Source organism: Fusobacterium mortiferum ATCC 9817 (assembly GCF_000158195.2).
GTDB lineage: Bacteria > Fusobacteriota > Fusobacteriia > Fusobacteriales > Fusobacteriaceae > Fusobacterium_A > Fusobacterium_A mortiferum.
In genome coordinates, this window is the sequence record NZ_GL987994.1 from 655526 (window position 1) to 671418 (window position 15893).

The 15893-nt window shown below is 27.3% G+C and carries 19 protein-coding genes and 1 riboswitch; of the genes, 18 read left to right on the forward strand and 1 reads right to left on the reverse strand.

The features are described 5' to 3' along the window. Window positions 1-41 precede the first annotated feature (41 nt). Window positions 42-1580 carry an FGGY-family carbohydrate kinase gene (locus tag FMAG_RS12690; protein WP_005887305.1) on the reverse strand — a complete coding sequence of 513 codons (1539 nt, stop codon included), beginning with the start codon at window positions 1578-1580 and terminating at the stop codon, window positions 42-44. Between the two features lie 103 nt (window positions 1581-1683). Next, window positions 1684-1808, reverse strand: a riboswitch (FMN riboswitch). A 185-nt stretch (window positions 1809-1993) separates the two neighbouring features. Between FMAG_RS12690 and FMAG_RS13470 the strand changes: the two genes are divergently transcribed. The 18 genes from FMAG_RS13470 (at window position 1994) to FMAG_RS14190 (ending at window position 15893) form a co-directional block, all read left to right on the forward strand. Next, window positions 1994-2485 (forward strand): helix-turn-helix domain-containing protein, encoded by a 492-nt coding sequence (locus FMAG_RS13470; protein WP_005887307.1) that lies wholly within the window; start codon window positions 1994-1996, stop codon window positions 2483-2485. Between the two features lie 12 nt (window positions 2486-2497). Continuing rightward, on the forward strand, window positions 2498-2971 hold the full coding sequence (locus tag FMAG_RS12700; protein ID WP_005887309.1) for a hypothetical protein: 474 nt from the start codon (window positions 2498-2500) through the stop codon (window positions 2969-2971). A 28-nt stretch (window positions 2972-2999) separates the two neighbouring features. Next, the gene (locus tag FMAG_RS12705; RefSeq protein ID WP_005887311.1) at window positions 3000-3977 is read left to right on the forward strand and encodes a toxin-antitoxin system YwqK family antitoxin; all 978 of its coding nucleotides are present in this window, start codon (window positions 3000-3002) and stop codon (window positions 3975-3977) included. Window positions 3978-4031: 54 nt separating this feature from the next. After that, window positions 4032-4721, forward strand: coding sequence for a hypothetical protein (locus FMAG_RS12710; RefSeq protein WP_005887313.1), 690 nt, complete (start codon window positions 4032-4034; stop codon window positions 4719-4721). 115 nt (window positions 4722-4836) lie between these two features. Beyond that, the gene (gene creD / locus FMAG_RS12715; RefSeq protein ID WP_005887315.1) at window positions 4837-6135 is read left to right on the forward strand and encodes a cell envelope integrity protein CreD; all 1299 of its coding nucleotides are present in this window, start codon (window positions 4837-4839) and stop codon (window positions 6133-6135) included. A gap of 9 nt (window positions 6136-6144) precedes the next feature. After that, entirely contained in the window at window positions 6145-6417 is a 273-nt protein-coding gene (locus FMAG_RS12720; protein WP_005887317.1) for an immunity 17 family protein, read from the forward strand. A 102-nt stretch (window positions 6418-6519) separates the two neighbouring features. Next, window positions 6520-7269 carry a GNAT family N-acetyltransferase gene (locus FMAG_RS12725; protein ID WP_040494271.1) on the forward strand — a complete coding sequence of 250 codons (750 nt, stop codon included), beginning with the start codon at window positions 6520-6522 and terminating at the stop codon, window positions 7267-7269. 59 nt (window positions 7270-7328) lie between these two features. After that, the gene (locus tag FMAG_RS12730) at window positions 7329-8432 is read left to right on the forward strand and encodes a hypothetical protein (protein ID WP_005887322.1); all 1104 of its coding nucleotides are present in this window, start codon (window positions 7329-7331) and stop codon (window positions 8430-8432) included. Between the two features lie 19 nt (window positions 8433-8451). Further along, window positions 8452-8634, forward strand: coding sequence for a hypothetical protein (locus FMAG_RS12735; protein ID WP_040494166.1), 183 nt, complete (start codon window positions 8452-8454; stop codon window positions 8632-8634). Between the two features lie 17 nt (window positions 8635-8651). Further along, window positions 8652-9206 carry a hypothetical protein gene (locus FMAG_RS12740; protein ID WP_005887324.1) on the forward strand — a complete coding sequence of 185 codons (555 nt, stop codon included), beginning with the start codon at window positions 8652-8654 and terminating at the stop codon, window positions 9204-9206. Beyond that, complete coding sequence (locus FMAG_RS12745; protein ID WP_005887327.1) at window positions 9207-9458, forward strand: hypothetical protein; 252 nt, start codon at window positions 9207-9209, stop codon at window positions 9456-9458. Window positions 9459-9575: 117 nt separating this feature from the next. Then, on the forward strand, window positions 9576-10466 hold the full coding sequence (locus FMAG_RS12750) for a YwqG family protein (RefSeq protein WP_040494168.1): 891 nt from the start codon (window positions 9576-9578) through the stop codon (window positions 10464-10466). Between the two features lie 30 nt (window positions 10467-10496). Then, window positions 10497-11417 carry a DUF4299 family protein gene (locus FMAG_RS12755; protein ID WP_005887332.1) on the forward strand — a complete coding sequence of 307 codons (921 nt, stop codon included), beginning with the start codon at window positions 10497-10499 and terminating at the stop codon, window positions 11415-11417. A 77-nt stretch (window positions 11418-11494) separates the two neighbouring features. Next, the gene (locus tag FMAG_RS12760; protein WP_005887334.1) at window positions 11495-12073 is read left to right on the forward strand and encodes a DUF4274 domain-containing protein; all 579 of its coding nucleotides are present in this window, start codon (window positions 11495-11497) and stop codon (window positions 12071-12073) included. Between the two features lies 1 nt (window position 12074). Continuing rightward, on the forward strand, window positions 12075-12668 hold the full coding sequence (locus tag FMAG_RS13475) for a hypothetical protein (protein ID WP_005887335.1): 594 nt from the start codon (window positions 12075-12077) through the stop codon (window positions 12666-12668). A gap of 12 nt (window positions 12669-12680) precedes the next feature. Then, entirely contained in the window at window positions 12681-13013 is a 333-nt protein-coding gene (locus tag FMAG_RS12770; RefSeq protein ID WP_005887337.1) for a DUF5713 family protein, read from the forward strand. Window positions 13014-13115: 102 nt separating this feature from the next. Beyond that, window positions 13116-13814: a hypothetical protein gene (locus FMAG_RS12775; RefSeq protein WP_005887339.1), complete on the forward strand. Its 699-nt coding sequence runs from the start codon at window positions 13116-13118 to the stop codon at window positions 13812-13814. A gap of 15 nt (window positions 13815-13829) precedes the next feature. Further along, entirely contained in the window at window positions 13830-15893 is a 2064-nt protein-coding gene (locus tag FMAG_RS14190; protein WP_005887341.1) for a DUF4241 domain-containing protein, read from the forward strand.

Sequence of the window (15893 nt, forward strand, 5' to 3'; positions counted from 1 at the left end):
CTAAAGTATAGTATAATTTTTTTTATTTGTCAAGCAAAAATTTATTTTACTTTTTCTAAAATTTTAAAAACTTCCTTCATTTCAGAGTTTAAGAGCATCTTTCTAGTTTCAAAAATTTTTCTATAATAATCAGTTTTTTCTTTTTGAGGAAGATAATTTTTATTAATCTCTAAATTATTTTTTATTATCTCTTTTAAATCTTTTATATCTCCAAGAGCATAAGCCACAGTTAATACATTCATCATCACAGCTCCACCAGATTTCTTAAAAGTTTTAGTTTTAGTATTTAACATATCAGCTTTTATCTGATTCCAAAGGTTACTTTTGCTTCCACCCTCAGTTATAGTTATCTCCTCTAGAGATACTCCACCTTTTTTATAGATATCTGTGATTCCAATATAGTCATATCCAATAGCTTCAAGTACAGCTCTCCACAGTGTAGCTTGATCTGTATCCATTCCCATATTCAGAAAACAACCAGAGGCATTTGCTAATTCTCCAACTCCCTTAGTGAGATATGGTAAGAATAAAACTCCATTAGCTCCAGTTGGAATTTTTTCTGCTGCTTCAGAGAGCTTATCAAAATATGAATCTTCCCCAACTTTATCACAGATATTATCTCTAAACCATCTAAGGGCAAGTCCACCTGTTCTTATAAATCCCCAATAAAAATATGAATTTTCTAAAGTTCCACTATTAAAAATCAATCCATTTTCTGGTTTGCTCAATTCCTCTTTTATTCCATCAGTTGATACACAGAACATAGCACAAGTACCAGCTACATCAGCAGCCATATTTTTCTCTAAAAGTCCACACCCTAACATAGATTGCATAGTATCTCCAGCACCAGCACAGATAGGAATACCTGCTGGTAAACCTGTAAACTCTGCCATCTCTTGAGAGAGATTTCCAATTATATCCCAAGGTTTTACTATTTTAGGAAGATATTTTTTATCTATATTTAAGATTTTAAGTTGCTCATCTGACCACTCTTTTTTATAGACATTGTATCCTAATCCCCAACCAGACATAGTTCCCCAATCTATAAAAGCATCTTTAGGAGATAATCCAGCTAGATTCATCAAAATATATGGAGCATTGTGAACAAATTTACAACCATTTTCAAGAAATCTAGTATTTTTTAAAAACCATCTAGCTATTATAGCTGGAAACATACAGTTAGGAGTAGGATTTCCAGTTTCTTTAGCCCAGATTTCAAAATTTTTACTTGAAAGCTCCTCTACATCTTTTTGGCAACGAGAATCTAAGTAGTTTACATACGGTGTTATAGGCTTACCATTTTCATCTATTCCAGCAATACCACAGATTATTCCATCACCAAAAATTCCTCTCACTTCATTTGGATTTAAGCCTTTTTCCTTCATCTGTGTAACACAATCTCTTATCCCTTTTTTACAAGCTTCTAAATATTCATTTACATCCATCTCTACCCAACCAGATTGAGGATAATTGAGAGTAGTAGGATAAGATTTCTCAGCTACACACTCCATTTCTAATGAATAGATAGCAACCTTAACACTTTGAGTTCCAGCATCAAATCCAATATAATATTTGTTCATAACAACCTCCATAAAAAATTTAAATATTTTTAATGGAAAATTTAAAGATAACTATTAAAAAAGCCCAGAAAAAATCTGGGCAGGATAGACGAAAAATAGTATATCTTTTCTTCTTCCATCCAGACTATACTGTCGGTTTTGGAATTTCACCAAATCAGAATTAAAAAATTCTCGTGGACTATAACCACCGGTCGGGAATTGTTACCTCACCCTGCCCTGAAGATAAAATATTCTTACTAATTTGAATATATCACTTTTAAATCTAATTGTCAATATAATATTCAAAAGTTCTGAAAATGACATATTAGTGTGATAAAATTAAAATGTAAACTTGTAGTTGCAAAAAAGTATGTATATAGTTGGTTGCTTTTTTTAAAAAAAGAAAGTATAAATTATTAAAAGGAGGGGTGAATATGAACTTTGGTGATAAAATTCAGCTTCAGAGAAAAAAGAAAGGAATGACACAAGAGGAGCTAGGAGAGGAATTAAATGTTTCTAGGCAGACTATAACTAAATGGGAATCTAATCAATCTTTTCCAGAGATAAAAAAGATTATAAAACTTAGTTATTTCTTTGATGTAACTATTGATTATTTATTAAAAGATGAAATAGAAGATGAAGAAAGAAATGTTATAAAAATAGAGAAAGAGGAGAAAAATATTTTTTCCACAAAAATAAAGTTGCTAATAATTCCATTGATTGTTTCATTGGTAGGTATGCTTATATTATATGTAGATTCGTATATTCATCCTATAACTACTACTGATTGGGATGGGACTTATTATGATGGATTTTGGGGATATCTTTATATAAATGAAAGAAAAGAGTTGTTTTTTATTTTATTACTGGTTTTTTTAATAAATTGTACATTTATTTTGTATTTTAACAAAAAAGGTAAAAATTAGGTTGGTGATACTATGTTTAAAATAATAGGATTGATACTTATATTTATAGGAGTATTTAACCTTTTTCAATATAATAAAGCTCAAAAGGGAAATTTTTATGTAAAAGGAACTTTTATTGATTATCGTTATTCTTCAGCATTAAATAAATATTTTCCTGTCTTTAGATATACCATAGATGGAATAACTTATGAAGAAGAGTATAGGGGAGTTTATAAAAGTAAAGAAAAAATAGAAAAATTGAAAAATATAGATATTGATGAGATACCAGAAGTTACTAGAAAATTTATGAAAAAAATAAAAGATGTTAATTATATAGAATTTGAAATTGGAAAAGAATATAAATTATTAGTAAATAAAAATAATCCTAAAGAATTTTGGATAGCTGAAGATGGAACTAATAGGGGAAGGGAATATATTTGGATAGGAGTAGGAGTTGTGTTTTTAATAATATCATATCTTTTTGAAGTTATAAAAGGAGTATTTTAAAAGTTAGAAAGAATTGAGGAGGAAATCTATGAAAGTAAAGATAGTATTAGGGATAGTAGCATTATTAGGAATAGGAGTTGGAACTTATATTTATCAAAATAGATATTCTTTTTATAGATATTTACCTGCTGAGAATGAAAATAAACTTCAAAGTATTAACTTTAAATTATGTGATGAAAATGGGAATTTATTTAGTGGAAGAGTTAAAAGTAGAAGTGATTTATATTTAAATATTTATTCCTATAAAGATGGGGAGTTAAATGGATTAAATGTAATCTATTATAAAGATAGTATAAAAGAGTTGGGACATTGGAAAGAGGGAAAACAAAATGGACTTTTTCAATTGTACACAGAAGATGGAATCTTAATTGAAAGTGCTAATTTTAAAAATGGAGAAAGAGATGGACTAACAGAACAATATTTTAGTTCCACAGGAAAATTAAGAGTATCAGCAAATTATAAAGAGGGAATACTTGAAGGAGAATATAAGGTATATTATCCTGATGGAACTCTTCAAGGAGAGGTAATTTATAAAAATGGAGAAATGAATGGAGAGTTTAAAGAGTATTATGAAAATGGAAATATAAGATTTACTGGAAGTTATAAAGAGAGTTTACAAGATGGAGAGTGGAAATTTTATTTAAAAAATGGAAACTTACAAACAATAGCGAACTATAAATCTGGAGAACTTAATGGATTAAAAGAGGATTACTATGAAAATGGAAAGCTGTGGACAAGGCAGGAGTTTAAAGATAATATTCCAGAGGATATTTATGAAATCTATTATGAAGATGGGACACCTCAATTAAAAGCTAAAATAAAAGAGGGAATTGTTATAGAGGAGAAAAGGTTTAATAGAGATGGGACACTTTATGATGAAGATGATGATAGAGTAATTATAAGTGAATCTGTTGATAATAATTTTGATGATATTTCCTTTAGTGAAAATAAAGAAGAGATAACTATAACCGAAATTGATGAAGCTGAAATTATAAGAACAAACTAAGAGAAGCTTTATCTAGTTTTATACTTAAGATATGATATGTGGAGTGGATAGGATATGAGAAAGAGATTTTTAATAGTTGTAATTTATTTTATATTGTTTATTCCTATAATTGTGGTGGGAGCTAATAATTCAAGAGTAATTTCAGAAGATATGGAGGAAAAAAATAAAATGAAATTAGAAGTTGAAATCAATGATATATACTTTTCTGTTCCTAGCACCTTGAAAGAGGTTATAGCTAAAGGATGGAAGATAAGTGATAGAGAGCCGTACTTTTTAAAACCATTGATTGGAGAAGATTACTATGAAATGAGAACAAACTGGTCATTGTCTAAAGATAAAAAAAGTATTGCTAAGGGGGGAAGAATTATTCGACTTTTAGAAAAAGATGGAGTACTTTTAGAAGTAACAATAGCAAATCAAAACATTGATGAAGATGATGAACCGTTCCAAAAAATTGAAGAGGGGATAGTAGATTCTGTGGTTGTTTTCTATGATAAGATTCATTCTAGTATAAAATTAAACGGGATAGAGTTAAAAGAACTAACACCTGATATTATACTTAAAAACTATCCTGTAAATGAAGGTTGGGAACATATTCCAACAAACTATAGGAATCATCCAGAATTTGAAACTTCATTGGAATATACAGTTATGAAGATTGTAGGTAATAGTGAGGAGAGTATCACTATATATTTTGATTTAGATAATAGAGCTTATAAGGTAGAGATATTAAATCAAATATAATGATATATACTTCATAAGGATACTTCTTTTATTCCTTGTACTTTGGGATTTAATATTACAGATTTAGAGAATGCTATTAAAAAGTTAAAAGTTAAAAAATTATAAGGAGGAGTTTATGATTAGTTTAAAAGATAATAATTCGTTAATTAGAAAAGTTGGTTTTCTTTTTATGCTAGTTATTTTATTACAGATACCAATGTTTTTTATAAATAGAATAATAGATGAGAGAGAGTATTCTTATAGAAATATGGTAAGGGAAATAGGTAATGAATGGGGTGAAAAACAAACTATTGCTGGAGCATTTTTAATAATACCATATAGTGATGTAAAGGTAGAATATGATGAGTATGGTAAAAAAATAGAGAGAAATGTTGTAAAAGATTGGATATTACTTCCAGATAAATTAAATGTAAAAGTTGATTTAAAAGATGAGGTCAGAAAAAGAGGGATATATAAGACAACTGTTTATAGTGGAGATATTATATTAGAGGGAGAGTTTCCTAAATTACGTGATATACTTCCAGCTAATCTTAATCCATATAATATAGGAATCGGCTTAGGGATAACAGATACAAAATCTTTGATGAAGGTAGAGGAGTTTAAAGTAGAAGGAAAAGATATTTATTTAGAATCGGGAACAGGAGTTACTCAACATCTATTAAATACAGGAATATCTGGAACTATCAGTGAAAATATCTTACAAAAAGATAAGATAAAATTTTCTATTAAGCTCAGTCTGAGAGGAAATGGTGGGATAGAGATATTACCTTTTGGAAAGGAAAATCACTTTGAAATAAGTTCTACTTGGAAATCACCAAGCTTTTATGGAATTTTACCAAGTACTAAGATTATAGATGAAAATGGATTTAAAGCTCAATGGGATGTGTCATTTTTTGTAAGAAACTATAAACAAGATTTTGCTGAAGGATATTATTCTGATATTAGTGAAGGAAAAATAGGAATAGACTTATATGAAGGTGTAACTCATTATAGACAGGTTATGAGAGCAGTAAAATATAGTATGCTATTTGTGATGTTAAGTCTTTTTGTAGTATATATCTTTGAAGTGACTAGTAAAAGATTTACTCACTATATTCAATATGGAGTAGTAGGTTTTTCATTGACACTATTCTATTTAGTTTTACTTTCAATGTCAGAGTATTTTAACTTTAATCTAGCATATATTATAGCCACTTTGATGGTTGTTATTCCAAATTCACTATATATAAAAGCAGTAACTAAAAATAAAAATTATGGTTTGGGAATGTTGGTATTTTTATCAGGAGTCTATGCAGTATTATATTCTATATTGAAGATGGAACAGTATGCTTTAATGACAGGAACTCTTCTATTGATGTTAGTTCTTTATGTAATGATGTATATTACAAGAAACATAGAAATTTCTCAAGAATAGGAGGTATTTATGAATAATCCTATCAGTGATTTATATGTAAAATTTATGGAAACAATAGAACCCTATATAAAGAAATATCCCTATCTTTTTGGAATAATTATAGGAGGAATATTTTTCTTTGGAGCTATTTTTAAATGGAGATGGATATGTGATAATAGAGGTTCGACTAGGTTTATGAGAAATGTATATGAGTTTTTTGGAGAAGATGGAATAAGATTTTTTACAGGACTATTTGGTGTAATAATAATGATTATTTGTATATTTGAATGGATAAAAAAATAATTTGTAGAGAGGTAAATATATAAAAATAAGATTTAGAGAATACTAAGTAAATATGAATATAAAAAATCTTGGAGGAAAAGTATGGATAATTGGAGGAAAAGTATGGATAAAAAGTTTATAAATTTAACAATTGAGAATATAGAGAGTGAGCACTTATGTTGTGCAATTTCAGATAAAAAACATCAGATGGGAGTAGTTGCAAAAAAGAATTGGTTAAAAGAAAGAATTATTGAAGGACATGTATTTCGTAAACTTGATGAAAAAGGAAAAGCTTTTATTGAATATGCTCCTTTAGAAACTGCATGGGTACCTATTTATGGAAATAATTATTTATATATTTATTGTCTTTGGGTATCAGGTTCTTTCAAAGGTAAGGGGTATGCAAAATCTTTGATTGAATACTGTATTAATGATGCAAAAGAAAAGGGAAAATCTGGTGTTTGTATTCTTAGTTCAAAAAAGAAGAGACCATATTTAATGGATAAAAAATTTTTACTTAAATATGGGTTTAAAACTGTAGATGTAATAAAAGATGAATATGAATTATTAGCATTATCTTTTAATGGGGAAAAACCTTATCTTTCTGAAAAAGTAAAGGAGATGAAGATAGATAACAAGGAATTAACAATATACTATACTTTACAATGTCCATATGTTCTTAACTGTATTAAAGAAGTAACAGAGTATTGTAGTAGAAATAATATATTATTAAGCTTAAAAATTGTAGATACTTTAGAGAAAGCTAAAAATCTTCCATGTATTTTTAATAATTGGGCAGTTTTCTATAATGGTAAATATGAAACGAATCATCTTCTAAATGAAACTTTTTTAAAAAAGAAATTTCAACTATAAGAAAAATTATAAATTTTTTAAAAATCAATTAAGAGATTTTTAGTCTATAGGAGGTAGTTATGAGTTTAAAATATAAATGCCCAGAATGTGGAACACCTTTAGGATTTGAAGGACTTTGTTGGAGATGTAGAGCTAAGCATCATAGAGAGGAAGTAAATAATTGGACAGAAGATGAGATACAGAAAAAAATAAACCAAGTAATAGAAAGATTAAAAACTTCAACAGAAGATGAGTTCTATCAAACTGATGAGTGTGATATATTTCAAGATTTAATGACTAGAGGGATAGATATAGAAGAAATTTCGAAAGTAGCCTGTGAAAGGGAGATTTATTATCCAAGTGAACTATATTATAAAGCTAGTGAAGAGGTTAGAGATAAAATAATAGAAAAAATTATGAGTACAAAATCTGCTGATGATGGTGGAAGATTTTTACAATGTCTTGCTATGATAGGAGATAAAAAATCAAAAGATATATTATATGAACTTAAAATAAATCCTAGACCTTGGAGAAAGAAACTCTATGTAGATTCAGATATATATGCTGAAGAGGGTGGTTGGACTTTTGATAGTAAAAATAATTATATAAAGCTTAATTATGATAAATGTTTCTCTTTTGAAATAGGAGAGAATAAAGATGAGAATAGAACTTTTATAGCTAGAAGAAGAGGGGAAAAATGTCTTCGTTGTGGTGGTGAGATGCTAGATATTCTAGTGATAGATGGTAGAGATGAGAGATTTTCATTTTTAGGATTAGATGGAATAATCACAGTAAGTTGTTGTCCTAACTGTGTAACTTTATGTGAGGGAATATCTACTAAATTCAATCTTGATGGAACAAGTGAAGTGCTAGATTATGAGGGAGAAGAAGAGAACTATTTTAGTGAAGATATAATAGATGAAATGGTAAATAATAAATTTGTTGTTTCAATGAAAGAAAAACCTCTATTTTATGGTGCTTTTGGAGATGATGTAAGCACAATAGGTGGATTTGCTAGTTGGGTACAAGATTGGGAGTATAGAGAGTGTCCAGAGTGTGGAAAGAAAATGAAATATCTTGCTCAAATTCATTGGGATACTATAATGGATTCAGCAGAGGGAACTCTATATATAGAGATTTGTCCAAATTGTAAAATTGTAACAGCTTTTCATCAACAAACTTAATTAAAAGTAAGTGATAAAAATGAGAGATTTTGATATAGTAGCTTTTATCTGTTCAATAATTGTAATTTTTATGATTGTTGGTTGTACTTTGTTTGTTATAAGAGAGTTGAGATATAACTTAAAATTTACAATTATAATATTTATCTCTGTAATAATAGGATTAGGACTAATTTGCATATATAATTATTTTAAAAATTTTTAATAAGTTAGAGGGATAATATGGAAAAATATAATTTATCAGCAGAAAAAACTGTTAAATTTTTATACAGAGGAAAGATAAATAGATTTAAAGACAACAAAGGAGTTTTTACTGATAACAGTTCTAAAGAGAAATTTGGTAGTAATTTTTTACAAAAATATTTTAGTCTAAGTAAAAATAAATATGTAATAAGTTGGGAAGAGATAAATAGAACAGAGATAAAAAAGAGAATAACATTACCTAGAGTTTTAAAAGATTATTACCATGAATGTGGAGATTTAGATATAAATACAGCTTGTAGTGAACTTTTTAAATTGGAAGATACATATTTTTCCCATGATGGTTTGAGAGAATTTTTAGAAGATGATGAGTATTCAGAAGAGCAAATAGAGAAAATTTTACAAAAAACAGAAAATATCCTTATATTTTGGTGTGAAAATCAAGGAATATGGAATGTTGGAATAAAAAAGGAAGATTTATCTTTGAAAAATCCACCAATATATATGAGTACTAATGATGATTTATACTCTTGGGAAAAAGTCACTGAGGATATAGATACTTTTATTATCTCTTAAGTGATAGATAATATTGAATCAACTGAAATTTATACAGAAATTGTAGAGGGAGAGGAGATAGAAAATATTTTATCAGAGAAAAAAATCTCCTATGACGAACTCAAAAAAAGTAGATATATCAGTAGTAATGGGAAAATAAAATTTTCTAATTATGCTGATTATGATAGTGATACAATTTATCTTTTTATTTTAAATAGTGATGAGATAAAAAGAGTTTATATTGTAAAACCTAAAGAGAAGAAATATGAGTAAATATATTCAATTAAGAGTTGACTTTGCTAAAAAAATATAGTATTTTCTATTATAAGATAAAAAATATTAAGCTATATGATAAATATAACTGAAAAATTTGGTAAAGGAGGAAATCTTATGACAAAGAAAAAATTTACTGAAGAAGAATTAAGATTTAATGAAGATATTAAAAAAATTGTTTTAGACATTTTAGAAAAGAATAAAAAACCAACGATAAAAATAGAAGTATCAGATGATAAACCTAATTTATTTCAAAGTAAATTTGGAGGATTACCATATTTGCCAAAAGATAAGGAAGTGCCAAGAGATAAAGAGAATAGACAATTTACACTACTTACTCAAATAAATATAGAAGAGTTACCAGAAAATAATATCTACCCTATGAAAGAGGGAATATTACAATTTTGGATATTAAATGATGATGTTTATGGACTTGATTTTGATAACCTTTTAGGAAATGGATATAAGGTAGTATATTATAAAGAGATAGATAAAAGTGTAACAGAGGAAGAGATATTAGAGAAATATAAACCATATGAAGAGGATGAGAATTATTTTCCAATAGAGGGAGAATTTTCTTTAAAATTTGAATTAAGAGATGGATATTTTTCAGATAGTAATGATGATTTTAGAGAGATAGTAGATGAAGAAATGAAAAAGTTTTATCTTGAAAATAGAGAAAAATATCCAGAGATATTAAAAGTATATAAAGATGGAGAATATTTAAATTATTGGGATATATGGGATATACTAGAAGAAGATAAAGAAATAGGGGAAAAATTATTTGAGGCAGGACATAAAATAGGAGGTTATCCTAATTTTACCCAAAGTGATGTAAGAGATTTAAAAGCTGGATATAATATTTTGCTTCTACAAATAGATAGTGAAGGAACAGATGAACATGAGATTATGTGGGGAGATTGTGGAATAGCTAATTTCTTTATAAGAGAGAAAGATTTAAAAGAGCTTAACTTTGATGAGGTAATATATAATTGGGATTGTTGTTAGAATTTTGCATAAAAGATAGGAGGGGATGATATGAGTATAAGTTTTTTTATAAAAAATTTAAACAATAAAGAAAGTATAACTCCAGCAAAAGTATTAGAAATAGGGGAAGCTATTTCCCAATATAATTTAGATGAATCTGATGAAAATATAGAAGAGTTTTTAAATGAAAAATTAGAAAATTTTGAATGTATTCTTCTTGGAGAAGAGGGAAGAAGTGCTAGAGGTTTTGAACTTTCATATAGTGATGAAAATAGATATTATGGAATAAGAGTTTTTACTCCTTGTAGTATAGGAGATTGGGAAGTAGTATTTGAGTTTATTGAAAAGTTGGGAAAATTTTTAGAAAATAATAATTTAGTAAATGAGCATGGAGAGGAATATACTTTAGCAACTATTAGAAATTATCCATATATTGAAGATATAGAGTATGGTATAAAAAGTATAGAAGAGAATTTGAAGGAAAAAGGAAGTGAGATTTCCAAATTATATGGAATATATAGACCTATTTCTTTTAATAATGAGTTATTAGAGAGTATAAAAAATTCTGAAAATCCAGTAGAAACTTTTAGTAACTTTATAACAAAAACTCAATATATAGATGCGTATTCAGCAAGACAAAGGTTTTATAAAAATAATAATAATGAGATATTTGGAATGTACACTCTAACTGAAACTGTAAGGACAATACTACCTTTTAAACCAAGTGTTGAGTATGAAAACTTTGGTATAGTAAAAAATGAAGATGTAAAATTTTGGAGATTAGTTTTTGTAATTATAGATGGAAATCCAGATGATGAAAATTCTTATAAAATGTTAGGAGATATAGATTATTTTAAATTTATAGAAAATTTACCTAAAGATAAATACTCTTTTATAGATGGAGAATATATGGTAGTAGAATCTTTAGAGAAAGAAGAGATAGAGAGATTATATAATTTATTAGTAGAATAAGTTAGAAAGTCTAACTAAAGATAGTTTAGAAAAAAGAGAAATTTAAGAGATTTTAAAACTTATAGGAGGTTGAAATTATGTTAAAAGTAGAAGATATTTTAAGAGAAGATTTCGATTGGGAAGATATAGAGATAGATGAAGATGAGTTTGACGAGTTAGAAACAGCTTTGATTATAGATTATCTAAAGAAAAATACTCCAAAAGAAAGACAACTTTTAGCAATAGATTGGAATTTTGACAACTCTAAGGAAGTTATTAAATGGATAGCAGAACAGCCTGATACTGATAAGGGAACAGCACTATTTTTATATTGGTATATGAATCCTCAAGATTTAAAAAAATATAAGGATAGAGAAGAGTGTGAAAAAGATGGTGGTTGGATTTTAGAGGATTTTGATATTGTGGAAACTCTTGAAAAAAATTATATTTCAGGATTTTATAAAAATCAAAAATATGCTTTTGACCCTAAAAATGATGTATATTCTGGCTATGATTGGACAAAGGAAGTTGACGAAGATGAGATGAAAGCTAAGATACCTGAAGAGATGTATGTTGCTTTAGAGGGAGAAGTTTTAGAGAGTCCAGGTTGGGAAGAGGGAATCCCAGATGATATTATTCCTATTTTTGATAAACTTTGTGAAGCTTTAGGAGAATAAGATGAAAAATATAGAAAAAAATCTCAAATATATAAAAGAGGTAAAGGCTGAAGATATAGAGTGGACTAAACTTTTTGGAGCTTATAGTTGTGGAAGAAAAATAGGAGAAGATATAAAAAATAATAATCTTCTTAATTTAGAGATTTTAAAAAATATTAGAGGAGAGATAGAACATCAATCAACATTATGGACTTTGACCCCTTTTACAATGATTTTTCTCATAAGACAGTTAGAAAAAGAGTATGGAGAGAAAAAAGAGGAGTATTGTTACATATTAAAAATTTATAAATTGATAGTGGAAACTATAAAAGATATAAAAAATGAGTATTTTGTAGAGGAATCTATTGAAGATTTAGAAGTTTATCCAGAGATGAGATGTCTTTTCAATATAGAGATAAATTTAGAAGATTTTGATGATGAAGAGGAGTATATAGAAGCACATTTTGAGGAAGAGGACTTAGAAAGAGAGTATAATAGTAGTTTTTATTATACAAATTTTGTAATAGAAAATAGTAAAGATATTATAAAAAAGCTTTTGAATAGTGAAGATAAAGATATAAAAAATCTTGCAAAGGAAATATTAGAAAATTTTTAGGAGGTATTTATTATGGCTAAAAAATTAAATAAAGATTTTGTTTATTTAAAAGATATGTATAATGATGATTACTATCCAAAATTTTTAGTAGATAAAGTAAAAGATTGCATAGTTGAAGTAGTTGAATTTTTAGAGAAAGAAGAGTATGAGGATTTAGAAGAAGTTCAAGAGAAACTTGATGAGATGACAGAGAAAATTAATGATTTACAAGATGAATTTGATGAAAATGATAGTGAGATAGAAACAGTAGCAAGAGATAGTATAGGAGTAACAGTAGAGAAAATACTTGAATATTTTGGAATTGATATAGATATAGAAGAAGCTATAAGAGAAAGAGATTGGTAAAACAAAAAGATAATTAAAGTGAGGTGGTGCTTATGACATTAGTTGTTCTTTAATTTAAAGTAAGGAACAGCTTTGTCATGGGCATTTTTTATAGGAGGGATTATGGAAAATGTAAAATTTTTCCCTGATTATAAAGAGGTTTTTATAGATGAAAGACTAAAATATTACTTTAAACCTATTTGCACAATAGGAAAATATCATTTCTTAACTATTGATGGAATATTTTGTATAAGAAATTATAAATTTGCAGAAAATGATTATTTTGGATTTAAGCTAAAAGATGGGAAATATGAATTTTTAGGAAATTTAGATTGTTTTGGAAAAGATGATGTAGAAAGACTTTATGATATTTTAGAAAGAGATTTTGAAGAAAATAAAAAATTTTATCTTGATAAAAAAATAAAAATAGCTAACTATGTAGAAAATATTTTATCTAAGATAGGGGAAATAACTTTTGAAGAGGAACAAGATTTAGAATATTATATTGAAAGTTTTTATTGTTATAATATGGCAAAATACTATTATGAACTCAATAAAAAAGTGGTTTCTGTAAAAGCTCTTACAGAAAATTATGGAATAACTCCTGAAGATGAATTACTTATAGATAAAGAAGAGTTAAAAAATTGTTTGGGAGATTTCTTTATTAATATTGAATATGAATTAGAATTGACACCAGCACCTACTGAAGATATGTGTATAATGGGAGTGGATGTTGTAGAGTTTACAATGTGGGGAGAGATAGTAGGTCTTTTATATAATGAGAAAGATAATATCATTTATTTAAAAGAACAACACTCTTAAATAGTAGGGGGAATTATGGAAAGATATAATTTATCAGCAGAACATATAGTCAAATTGTTATATAGAAAAGAGAATAATAGAGTAAATATTACGAATACAGATACTTTTTTTAATAATCCAATTGTAGAAAAAGTTTTTATAAATAAGGGTAGTTATAAAATAAGTTGGGAACAGATATACAAAAATGAGATTAGATTAAAAACTGACTTACCCAGAGTTTTAAAAAGATATTATCACGAATGTGGAGATTTTGATATAAATAGTTGTTTTAGTGAAATTTTAAATTTAGAAGATGTTGAGTTTTCTCATAATTGGTTGAAAGAACAATTAAAAGATGATGATTATTCTCAAGAGGAGATAGAAAAAATTTTAAAAGAAACAGATAATTTTCTGATATTTTGGACTGAAAATCAAGGGGTATGGAATGTAGGAATAAAAAAAGAAGATTTATCTTTAGAAAATCCACCTGTCTATATGACAACTAATGATGATTTATACACTTGGAAAAAAGTTACAGATGATATTGATACTTTTATTTTATTGCAAATTATTGATAATTTATCAGATAGTAAATTCTATTTTTTAACTTTTGATAGTGAGCAGATAAATTCTATTTTATCAGATAAGAAAATTTTAAAAGAGAGCTTGATAAAAAATGCCTTTGAGATAAAAGATAGAAAGATAAAACTATCTACCTATACAGAGTATGATTATACTCAAGATAGAGTCTATATTTTTAAAGTAAATAATGATGAGTTTGAAAAATGTTGGCTTATAAAATCAAAGGTAAAGAGAGATAAAACTTCCTATGTTGATGAGGTTTTATTAAAAATAGCAGAGCTTATCTCTTTTAATGATAGAAAGATTGTAAAAGAGTTAGAAGTAATTTTAGAGGATTTTCATAATTATTTAAGAAAAAATAGTAACTTTAATTATAGCTTTGATGAGATAAATTATCTCTCAACTAAAGAGAAGATTGAACTGAAAGTTGTGGCTATGGTTTTACTTTTAAATAAAAGTGGCTATATTTGTTACTTAGATTGGAAATGTGAGCTAGAAGATTTTAAAATATTTTTTGATGTAATTAAAAAACTTGGTATAGATGAAAATATCTATAATTTTAATAGATTAAAACTTAATGAAGATGATGATATAGAAGTTTGGAGTAGAGAGTTTAATAAAGTCTTTAGTAAAAAAGGAATTTTCATTGGAAATATAAATACAAATTCTGACAGTTATTCAATTTTTCCTACAACTAAGAAAAGTTTAGAAGAGCTAAGAGAATTGGGAGATAAAATTGATATAAAAATAGATTTTTTAGCTTACGTAGAGGAGGATAGTATGGATAAAAATTGGCAAGAGATGTATGAAAGAAACAGAGAGAAATTTAGATGTAAAATAGATTTAGATAGTTACTTTACTGAAAAGAAAATTGGAAAGATGGAAGTAGATATCCTAGATATTGGAGAGGTAAACTTACCTACTGGAGAAATTTTAGCTTGTGACCCATTGGTAGAATTAGAGGACGCAAAAACATTTATCCAAAGAGTTCCCACTGGGAAATATCCTGTAAAGATAGCAGTAGTTCCAAGTAAAGAGCATGGAGATAGATATGCCTGTGTAAAAGTAGAGCTCAATAAAAATAAACCAGTAGTTTATGAATTAGCTATAACAGGAGTAGAAGAAAATATGGACGAAGCTAATGAAGATGAATTTTATGGATTTGGTGTAGATGCAGGAATGGGTTGTGTAGTAGATAAAAAAACTCAAGAGGAGTATATAAAATATTGGGAAAAATTAGTGGAAGAGGAAGAGGCTGACAATCCATTTGATGATATATTTGATGATTTATTAGCAGAGAGTGCTAAAAAATATCCTAAATATCAAAGAGAATATGGAGATTGGGCTAATTGGACAATTCCGAATACAGATGTAAATATTCCAATTTTTACATCAGGGTGGGGAGATGGATATTATCCATGTTACTTTGGATACGACAAAGATGGAGAGCTTTGTGGATTTTATATCCATTTTATAGATATTGAAAGAGAGTATTCTGATGAGGAAGAAGAGGAGTAA

Bases quoted from the DNA above. Each gene is read 5' to 3' on its own strand.
- FMAG_RS12690 (WP_005887305.1), bottom strand. From the start codon at position 1,580: ATGAACAAATATTATATTGGATTTGATGCTGGAACTCAAAGTGTTAAG.
- FMAG_RS13470 (WP_005887307.1), top strand. From the start codon at position 1,994: ATGAACTTTGGTGATAAAATTCAGCTTCAGAGAAAAAAGAAAGGAATG.
- FMAG_RS12700 (WP_005887309.1), top strand. From the start codon at position 2,498: ATGTTTAAAATAATAGGATTGATACTTATATTTATAGGAGTATTTAAC.
- FMAG_RS12705 (WP_005887311.1), top strand. From the start codon at position 3,000: ATGAAAGTAAAGATAGTATTAGGGATAGTAGCATTATTAGGAATAGGA.
- FMAG_RS12710 (WP_005887313.1), top strand. From the start codon at position 4,032: ATGAGAAAGAGATTTTTAATAGTTGTAATTTATTTTATATTGTTTATT.
- creD (WP_005887315.1), top strand. From the start codon at position 4,837: ATGATTAGTTTAAAAGATAATAATTCGTTAATTAGAAAAGTTGGTTTT.
- FMAG_RS12720 (WP_005887317.1), top strand. From the start codon at position 6,145: ATGAATAATCCTATCAGTGATTTATATGTAAAATTTATGGAAACAATA.
- FMAG_RS12725 (WP_040494271.1), top strand. From the start codon at position 6,520: ATGGATAAAAAGTTTATAAATTTAACAATTGAGAATATAGAGAGTGAG.
- FMAG_RS12730 (WP_005887322.1), top strand. From the start codon at position 7,329: ATGAGTTTAAAATATAAATGCCCAGAATGTGGAACACCTTTAGGATTT.
- FMAG_RS12735 (WP_040494166.1), top strand. From the start codon at position 8,452: ATGAGAGATTTTGATATAGTAGCTTTTATCTGTTCAATAATTGTAATT.
- FMAG_RS12740 (WP_005887324.1), top strand. From the start codon at position 8,652: ATGGAAAAATATAATTTATCAGCAGAAAAAACTGTTAAATTTTTATAC.
- FMAG_RS12750 (WP_040494168.1), top strand. From the start codon at position 9,576: ATGACAAAGAAAAAATTTACTGAAGAAGAATTAAGATTTAATGAAGAT.
- FMAG_RS12755 (WP_005887332.1), top strand. From the start codon at position 10,497: ATGAGTATAAGTTTTTTTATAAAAAATTTAAACAATAAAGAAAGTATA.
- FMAG_RS12760 (WP_005887334.1), top strand. From the start codon at position 11,495: ATGTTAAAAGTAGAAGATATTTTAAGAGAAGATTTCGATTGGGAAGAT.
- FMAG_RS13475 (WP_005887335.1), top strand. From the start codon at position 12,075: ATGAAAAATATAGAAAAAAATCTCAAATATATAAAAGAGGTAAAGGCT.
- FMAG_RS12770 (WP_005887337.1), top strand. From the start codon at position 12,681: ATGGCTAAAAAATTAAATAAAGATTTTGTTTATTTAAAAGATATGTAT.
- FMAG_RS12775 (WP_005887339.1), top strand. From the start codon at position 13,116: ATGGAAAATGTAAAATTTTTCCCTGATTATAAAGAGGTTTTTATAGAT.
- FMAG_RS14190 (WP_005887341.1), top strand. From the start codon at position 13,830: ATGGAAAGATATAATTTATCAGCAGAACATATAGTCAAATTGTTATAT.